We start from the raw sequence: 8,079 nt of genomic DNA, 5'->3' as shown, positions 1-8,079 counted from the left end.
GCGGGGGGGCGACCGTATCGAGACCTCCGAGTGGCGCGAGACGCCGCGCGGCTGCTGCCGATTTGCCGGGGGGCCCGGGGTCGCGGGCACCCCGGTCCTACTTTCACCCGGTGATGCCTGTTGTATGTCGGTGCCCTGGAGCTGGACGTCCTGCTCGGCGATGTCCACTCCCTCAAGCAGAAGCGCTCGGCGGTGAAGCCGGTCGTGGCCGAGCTGCGCCGCCGGTTCGAGGTGTCCGTCGCCGAGGCGGGCCATCTCGACCTGCACCGCAGGGCGTTGATCGGGGTGGCCGCGGTCGCCGCCGACGCCACCCACGTCCGCGATGTGCTGGACGCCTGTGAGCGTCTGGTCGCCGGGCGGCCCGAACTCGAACTGTTGTCCGCCCGGCACCGCCTCCTCGGCCCGGACGACGACTGACCCGAACGACCAAGAAAGAAGGAGCGTCGTGGCCGACGCACCCCGCGCCCGCAAACTCGCGAAGCGCATCTCCCAGATAGTGGCGTCCGCGCTGGAGCACGAGGTCAAAGACCCGCGCCTGGCCAGGGTGACCATCACCGACACCAAGGTCACCGCCGACCTGCACGACGCGACGGTGTACTACACGGTCCTCGGCGACAAACTCGACGTCGAGCCCGACCGGCAGGGTGCGGCCCTCGCGCTGGAGAGCGCCCGCGGCGTGCTGCGCACCATGGTCGGCCAGGGCACCGGCGTGCGGTTCACCCCGACGCTGACCTTCGTCGCGGACACCATTCCCGAGGACTCCAAGCGCATCGAGGACCTGCTCGCCCTGGCCCGCGCGGCCGACGCCGAAGTCGCCGCGATGGCCTCCGGCGCCACCCACGCGGGCGAGCCCGACCCCTACCGTGCCCCACGCGAAGACGACGACGAGGACGACGACGCTCGGTGACGTTGCACCGAATGCCCTAGCGTACGGCGGCCGAACCGGCGAAGATTCGGGTGAGGCGGTCCTCCGGCCGCTCAGGGCGCAGGTGAGGCAGGACTCGCATGGCCGCCGGACCGCCGAATCGGCTGCGGCGCACACTGTTGACCGCCACGGCGGCCGGATTGGGCACCGCGGCGGGCCTTGGCGTTTTCGGCTACTGGCTGCTGCGCCCCACCAAACCGTCCACAGTGGACGGTGCGCCGCCTGCCACCAGCACGACGGTCGCGACCACCACCACACCCCTGCCCCAACCGGTGACCGTCCAGCGGCTCGTGTCGCCCGCGCGGGGGCGGGAGGTGGAGCTGATCGTCATGCGGCCCGAGGGGATCAGCATGGTGGAGCTGCCGGTGTGCCTCGCGCTGCACGGGCGCGGGGCCAACGCGCGCGTGTTCACCGACCTCGGCGTGCCCGCGATGCTGTCCGAGGTCGTCCGCGCCGGGGCGCCGCCGTTCGCGGTGGCCGCGGTCGACGGGGGCGACTCGTACTGGGTGGCGAACCCGCCGGACGACCCACAGCGCATGCTCGACGAGGACATGCCCACCTGGCTGGCCGCGCTCGGTCTGGTACCCGCGCCCGCGGCCGTGCTGGGCATCTCGATGGGCGCGTACGGGGCGCTCGGCTACGTCCGTGCCCACCGCCCGACCGTGCGCGCGGCGGCCGCGATCAGTCCGGCCCTGTTCACCTCCTGGACCGAGGCCCGCGCGCGGTCGGTGTTCGCCAGCCGCGCGCAGTGGGAGGCCACGGAACCGCTGCGCCACACCGAGCAGTTGGCAGGCCCGGCGCTCGGAATCTGGTGCGGCACCGGGGATTCGTTCCTGCCGGTCGCGCGCCAGCTTGTCGCCAGGACGAAGCCGGAGGCCGCCGTGATCGGCCCCGGCGGCCACGATGACGCCTACTGGACCCGGGTGCTGCCGGACGCGCTGGGGTTCATCGGCCAGCAGTTGGCCAAGCCGCCGTGACGAAGTTGTCCACATCCACTTGAACCATCCACAGAAAACCGCCCACCCCTGCCCAACCCCCCACTGGCCGATAAGCTGGAGCAGGGCAGGCCCCCAGGGCGGGTGGGGATTGGGCGGGTGGGGATTGGCGTAGACCTTTGGTCCGGTGGCGCTGGTGGTCGGGGCCTGTCGGAGGCGAATTCGGGTGGCAACGACGCGGGGAGTGCGTGAGGCTGGCGGGATGGGCACCGAACTCGCGGCCGCGGCCGCCCTGCTGCGCGCCGCCACCGATGTCACCTTGCTCGCGCACGTCAACCCGGACGCCGACGCGCTCGGCAGCGCGCTCGCCCTGGCGATCGCGCTGCGGGCGCGCGGGGCCCGGGTGCGGGTCTCGTTCGCCTCGCCCGCTCGGGCGCCCGATGCCTTGCGGCGCCTGGATCCTGGCGGTCTCGTGGTGCCCGCCGCCGAGGTCCCGGCCGTGCCGCCGCTGCTTGTCGTGCTCGACTGTGGCACGGTGGGCAGGCTCGGCGCGCTGGCGGACCGGGTTGCCGCGACCATCGCCGCGGGCGGACGCGTGCTCGTTGTCGATCACCATCTGGGCAACACCCGGTTCGGCACCGACCACCTCGTGGACGAGACCGCCGAGGCCACCGCGATCCTGGTCCTCGACCTCTTGGACGAACTCGGCGTCACGCTGGACGCGGCGATCGCGGCGTGCGTCTACGCCGGGATCGTCACCGACACCAGCTCCTTCCGCCGCGCCACCGCCCGCACCCACCGAGTCGCCGCCCGCCTGCTCGACGCGGGTGTCGACGCCGCCGCGCTCACCCGCGACCTGATGGACTCGCACCCGTTTCCGTGGCTGCGTATGGTGTCCGCCGCGCTCGGCCGCGCCGAGCTGGTGCCCGACGCGGCCGATGGGCTCGGCCTGGTGCGCACCGTGGTCTATTCGTCCGATGTGGACGGTGTGCGCCCGGAGGACGTGGACAGCGTGATCGACCTGGTGCGCGCCACCGCGGGCGCCGAGATCGCCGCGGTGGCAAAGGAACTGGCCCCTGGCCGGTGGACGGTGTCGCTGCGCGCGGTCGGCGCCGTCGACGTCCGCGCGGTCGCCGAACGGCTGGGCGGCGGGGGACACCGGCTCGCCGCCGGGTTCACCGCGCGCGGCTCGGCCGAGGACGTGCTGGCGTCCATCACGAACGCGCTCGGCTGAGCAGCGCCACCGCCTCCCGCTCGGCCGTCATGGCGGCGTCGGCGTGGTCGTGGAGTCGATCGAGAACCTTGTCCCTCGCGTCGTCGCCGAGTGGGGCGGCCTCGTAGGCGGCGGGCAGGGCGGCCATTTCCCGGCTGACAGCACGGATTTCCGCCTTGTCGCCGCCGGTGATCATCAGCGTCAGCTTGCGCTCGGCGAGGTCGTCGTAGCGGGTCAGGGCGGGGGCGGCCGACAGGGCGTGCGCGGCGAGCGCGGACCAGTGTTCGCCCGAGGTGCGGAACAGGGCGGCCGCGGCCAGGTACCGGTCGTCGCCGACCAGGGGAGCGGCCTCGGTGAGGAACTCGGCATAGAGCGGGCGGGTGGCGCCGGGCGCGGTGTACTCCAGTTCGAGGCAGTCGTGCAGCCTGCGCAGGCCCCAGAACAGCGCGGCCGGGCCGCCGAACAGCGTCGACCAGCCCTTGCGGCCGGTGCGGTCGCCGAGCGCGGCCACCAGGCGGCCCATGCCGGACAGGCCGAAGTTGACGTCGTAGGCGTGGCCGAGCACCGGGCCGGTCAGGTGGGCGACCGTGGTGGCCACGGCGTCGCGGACGGCGGCGGCGAGGTCGACCTCCGGCGCGTCGGTCACGGTGAGCAGTCGGTGCTTGGCCGTGGCGCCCCACGCGGCCAGGAAGTCCTGGTGTGCCAACGGGTTCGGCCGGACACACACGTCGTCCAGGTACACGGCGTCGCCGTCGCGGCCGATCACGGCCACCTCGTACGGGTCGCCGGAGAACCCGTTTTCCACCGCGTGCCAAGGCAAACCCGCACGGTCCACAGTGCACACCGCGGGCAGTCCCGCGTCCAGCGCCTCGGCGAGTCGCCGGGCGGCGACCTTCGCGCTCGTGGTCGTGGTGGCCTGGTGGGTGGCGCCGAGTCGGGTGAGCGCGGCGGGCAGGAACGGCTCCGGGTGGTGCTGGGCGACCACGGTCATCGTCGGGTACGGGAAGTCCCGGTACTCGAACACCGCGTACAGGAAGCCGATTCCGCCGCCGAGTCCGGCGAGCATCGCCTCGCTGTAGGGCGTCCCGGTGTGCGGCGCGCGGACACCGCGCTGGGCGAGCACGTTGCGCAGCAGCGCGGACGGGTGGTGCGTGCCGCCGCCGGTGGCGGTGTAGCCGGCGAGCACCCCCGGCGGGAACGCGGGCGCGGCGGCCCGGCCCTGCTGGGCGAGCAGGTGCCTGCGCGCGGTCGTGTAGGACTCGCCGGTGTGCGTCATCCGCTTGCGCACCAGGCTCTTGAGACTCTTCTGACGGGTCATGGCGTCGGCTCCCGGGCGCACCGGCGGACTCCACGCGTCGCGTCCGGTCGCCCCGTGCGGGGGCCACGGCGAAGGTCGGACCGGTCCGAGGACATCCATCCCCTTCGCCTCCGCGGGTGCCGGGAGGCGTGGACTCCCGGTCAGGAGGTCGGGCGCGAGACCTCGCCCGCGGGCAGTATGCCGCACCCCGCCGCGACCGCACCAGGGCCGTCTCCGGGACCGATCGGCGGCCCAAGTCCGGCCGCTCAGGTGGTATAAACCAATCGTCACTGGTTCGCCGTGCGACATCGTGCGTCGAGCTGTTGACAGATGTTTGAACCGAGCGAAAACTGCGCACAAATACGCAGCCGACGCATCATCGGCGATCCGATCAGGTGGTGACCATGCGATCGACCAGGTTTGCGGCCATAACGCTGGCTGCGACGTCCTCGCTCGTTCTCGCGGCATGCGGGAGCGGCGACGCGGGCTCCGGCGGTGGCGGAGGTGCGGCGGCGCTCACCCTCCCGGGCGTCGAGGAGTACCTCAACGCGCCCTGCCCCGAGGTCGGCACCAAGCCCGCCACGGACAAGGAGTTCACCTACTGGTCCATGTGGACCGCGGACGAGCCGCAGGGCAAGGTGCTCAGCAAGGCCATCAGGTGCTTCACCGAGAAGACCGGTGTCAAGGTCGACGTGCAGTGGCTCGGTCGCAAGCTGCTCACCCAGAACGTCGCCCCCGCGCTGAACACCGACACCGTGCCCGACCTGTTCGACCAGGACATCAGCCAGGTCAAGGCCGCGATCGTCGCCCCGGGCGGCACGCAGCCGGTTGATGACGTGCTCGACTACAAGATCGGTGAGGGCGAGAAGAAGGTTCGCGACGTCATTCCCGCGTCGTCCTACGACATCCCGCAGAACAAGGGCGCCGACGGCAAGATTTTCGAGATCCCGTACGAGCTGCTGGGCAACGCGTGGTGGTACAACAAGGATCTGGTCAAGGATCTGACCCCGCCCAAGACGATGGACGAGCTGTTCGGCCTGTTCGACAAGGCCAAGGCCGACGGCCTCGCCGCGGTCAGCCAGGACGGCGACATCAACTTCTACAACGCCTACTTCTACACCCAGATCGCCGCGCGCTACGTCGGCGCGGGCGGGCTGGAGAAGACCGCGCTGGACAAGACCGGCGCGGCGTGGAAGTCCGACCCCGGCCTGCTCAAGGCCGCCGAGCAGGTGGCGCGGCTGGCCAAGGGCGGCTACTTCATCGACGGCTGGGACGCGGCGAAGTTCCCGCAGATCCAGCAGCGCTGGGCCGACGGCGAGGCCGCGTACCTGTTCGTCGGGAGCTGGGGTCCCAGTGAGACCCGCGAGTACCTCGCCAAGCAGGGCGGCGACAAGGGCATCACCTACGGCTCCTTCCAGTTCCCGCAGCCCGATGGCGCCACGCACAAGGTTGTCGAGCAGCTCCCGATCGGGTTCGCGGTGACCGCCAAGGCCAAGCACCCCGAGGCCGCGAAGGCGTTCATCGCCTACATGCTGAACAAGGACATCCTCTCCGGCATCCCCGCGGTGGCCGACAACCTGACCCCGCGCGCCGACCTGGCGGTGCCGGACTCGCTCAAGGACGTCAAGGCGGCGCTGGAGTCCGACGCCGAGCACGCGATCTTCATGGACGGCCTCGACGGTCTCGCCGCGGGCAAGTGGGTCGACAACGTCTTCTACCCGCTGAACAACGACCTGCTCAAGGGCAAGATCAGCGCGCAGGAGTTCGTCGACGGTCTCGCGGCCAAGCAGGCCGAGTTCTGGAAGACGACCGGCTGATGACCGCGACGGTTTCCGCACCCGCGGCGGGTTCGCCCGCCGCGGGTGCGCACCTGGTCCGCAAGAAGCGTTTGTTCTTCCCGTTCTTCCTGCCCGCGGTCACGCTGTACGTGCTTTTCCTTGTGGTGCCGACGATCGCGACCGTGGTGCTCGGGTTCACCTCGTGGGCCGGGGCGGGCGACACGCCGCGGTTCAACGGGGTCGACAACTATGTCGAACTGCTGTCCTCGGACTCGTTTCGCTACTCGTTCCTCAACACGTTGCTCTACATCGTCGTGGGCGGCGTCGGCACGTTCCTGCTGGCGTTCCTGTTCACCATGGTGCTGCGGGAGATGCGCGGCGGGAAGATCGTCCGGGCGATCCTGTTCTTCCCCAACATCGTCGCCCCGGTCGCGCTGGGCATGTTCTTCGGCATCATCCTGATCTTCCGGCCTAACCGGCAGGGCCTGGTCAACTACCTGCTGGAGTCGGTCGGCCTGGACGCGGTCAAGTTCCTGGCGCCGGAGAACGTGACCTGGGTGGTCACCGGGTGCCTGATCTGGGCCAGTTCCGGCTTCTACATCACGATTCTGATGGCCGCGGTCGACCGCATCCCGCCGTATCTCTACGAGGACGCCGACATCGCCGGGGCGACCCCTTGGCAGAAGTTCCGGCACGTGACGCTGCCGCTGACCTGGGACGTCATCGGGGTCGCCGGTGTGCTGTGGACGATCGGCGCGATCAAGATTTTCGAGCTGGTGTTCGTGCTCGCCGGTCCCGGTACCTACTCCCCGCCGATCCGCGCGTGGACCCTCGGTGTCTACGTCTTCGACCGCTCCTTCGGCACCCAGGGCTCGCCGGAGTACGGCATGGCCTGCGCCGCCGCTGTCGTGATGATCGCCCTCGTGTCCGTGCTCGTCGTGCTGCTGCGCAGACTGATGCGCCGCGACACCATCCAGTTCTAGGAGGCGCCGTGTCCGAAACGTCTACAGTGGACGCCCCGGCACCCGCCGCGCGCCGCGCGGTGCGCAAGCCGCCCCGAAAGCCCAAGCCCGCCCCGGGTTCGCGGGGCCTGAGTCCCCTGCGCCTGCTCGGCATGGCGTTCGTGTGGCTGTTCACCGCGCTCAACGTGCTGGTGCTGTACTGGCTGGTCGCGGCCGCGTTCAAGACGCCCATCGAGATCTTCAACAAGCCGTTCGCCTTGCCGTACCAGTGGTTCGCGCGCGGCGATCCGTTCCGCAACTTCGTCTACGCCTGGAACAACGCGGGTTTCGGCCGGGCGTTCGTGGTGACGGTCGTGCTGGTCGCGGTGTCCGCGGTGGCCATCGTCGCGGTGTCGGCGCCCGCCGCGTACGCGCTCACCCGGCTCGGGGTGCGCGGGTCGAACCCGATGACGAACTTCGTCGCCATCGGCATGGGCATTCCGTTCCAGACCGTGGTGATCCCGCTGTTCATCGGGATGGCCAAGCTCGACCTCACCAACAACCTGTTCGGCATGTTCCTCATCTATGTGGCGCTGTCGATCCCGTTCACGGTGTTCCTGCTGACCGGGTTCTTCAAGTCGCTGCCCGACGAACTGGAGGAAGCCGCGGCGATCGACGGCGCGTCGCCGTTCCGCACGTTCTTCGCGATCATGCTGCCGCTGGCCCGCGGCGGCCTGATCACCGCGCTGATCCTCAACTCCATCGGGCTGTGGAACGAGACCCTGCTGGCGATCGTGTTCCTCAACGAGAACGCGAACTTCACCCTGGCCCGCGCGCTGTTCTCCTTCTACGGCGCGGCGAGCTACCAGTCGGAGTACGGCGGCCTGATCGCGGGCGTGGCGATCGTCGTGCTGCCGATGCTGGTCCTCTACCTGCTGCTCGCGCGCCGGATCATCACCGGCCTCACCCTCGGTGCGGGCAAATGACTGT

8 protein-coding genes are annotated in these 8,079 nt (G+C 70.5%); 7 read left to right on the top strand and 1 reads right to left on the bottom strand.

Annotated elements, in window-relative coordinates; translation table 11 throughout:
• Positions 1-120: 120 nt before the first annotated feature.
• From ACT4N7_RS21675 to ACT4N7_RS21660, 4 genes are all read left to right on the top strand, one after another.
• A complete protein-coding gene (locus tag ACT4N7_RS21675; RefSeq protein ID WP_444830634.1) occupies positions 121-417 on the top strand; it encodes a DUF503 domain-containing protein in 297 nt (98 codons plus the stop codon).
• Positions 418-445: 28 nt separating this feature from the next.
• On the top strand, positions 446-907 hold the full coding sequence (gene rbfA / locus ACT4N7_RS21670) for a 30S ribosome-binding factor RbfA (RefSeq protein ID WP_444830633.1): 462 nt from the start codon (positions 446-448) through the stop codon (positions 905-907).
• Positions 908-1,005: 98 nt separating this feature from the next.
• Entirely contained in the window at positions 1,006-1,902 is an 897-nt protein-coding gene (locus ACT4N7_RS21665) for an alpha/beta hydrolase (RefSeq protein ID WP_444830632.1), read from the top strand.
• A 220-nt stretch (positions 1,903-2,122) separates the two neighbouring features.
• Complete coding sequence (locus ACT4N7_RS21660; protein WP_444830631.1) at positions 2,123-3,094, top strand: DHH family phosphoesterase; 972 nt, start codon at positions 2,123-2,125, stop codon at positions 3,092-3,094.
• On the opposite strand, the gene ACT4N7_RS21655 is transcribed toward ACT4N7_RS21660, so the two are convergent.
• The gene (locus ACT4N7_RS21655; RefSeq protein WP_444830630.1) at positions 3,075-4,391 is read right to left on the bottom strand and encodes a BtrH N-terminal domain-containing protein; all 1,317 of its coding nucleotides are present in this window, start codon (positions 4,389-4,391) and stop codon (positions 3,075-3,077) included. The two genes, ACT4N7_RS21660 and ACT4N7_RS21655, sit on opposite strands and share 20 nt — an antisense overlap.
• 383 nt (positions 4,392-4,774) lie before the next feature.
• On the opposite strand from ACT4N7_RS21655, the gene ACT4N7_RS21650 reads away from it, so the two are divergent.
• Genes ACT4N7_RS21650 through ACT4N7_RS21640 form a run of 3 tightly spaced genes read left to right on the top strand, consistent with a single transcriptional unit; the run spans position 4,775 to position 8,075 of the window.
• Positions 4,775-6,187 (top strand): ABC transporter substrate-binding protein, encoded by a 1,413-nt coding sequence (locus tag ACT4N7_RS21650; RefSeq protein WP_444830629.1) that lies wholly within the window; start codon positions 4,775-4,777, stop codon positions 6,185-6,187.
• Positions 6,187-7,131 carry a carbohydrate ABC transporter permease gene (locus ACT4N7_RS21645; RefSeq protein WP_444830628.1) on the top strand — a complete coding sequence of 315 codons (945 nt, stop codon included), beginning with the start codon at positions 6,187-6,189 and terminating at the stop codon, positions 7,129-7,131. The genes ACT4N7_RS21650 and ACT4N7_RS21645 overlap by 1 nt, the downstream gene beginning before the upstream one ends.
• Positions 7,132-7,139: 8 nt before the next feature.
• The gene (locus ACT4N7_RS21640) at positions 7,140-8,075 is read left to right on the top strand and encodes a carbohydrate ABC transporter permease (RefSeq protein WP_444830627.1); all 936 of its coding nucleotides are present in this window, start codon (positions 7,140-7,142) and stop codon (positions 8,073-8,075) included.
• Positions 8,076-8,079 lie beyond the last annotated feature (4 nt).

The sequence above is a fragment of the Actinokineospora sp. genome (assembly GCF_052390155.1).
Taxonomy (GTDB): domain Bacteria; phylum Actinomycetota; class Actinomycetes; order Mycobacteriales; family Pseudonocardiaceae; genus Actinokineospora.
Note: the sequence above shows the minus strand (reverse complement) of the source record. Positions and strands in the feature narration are given on the sequence as shown.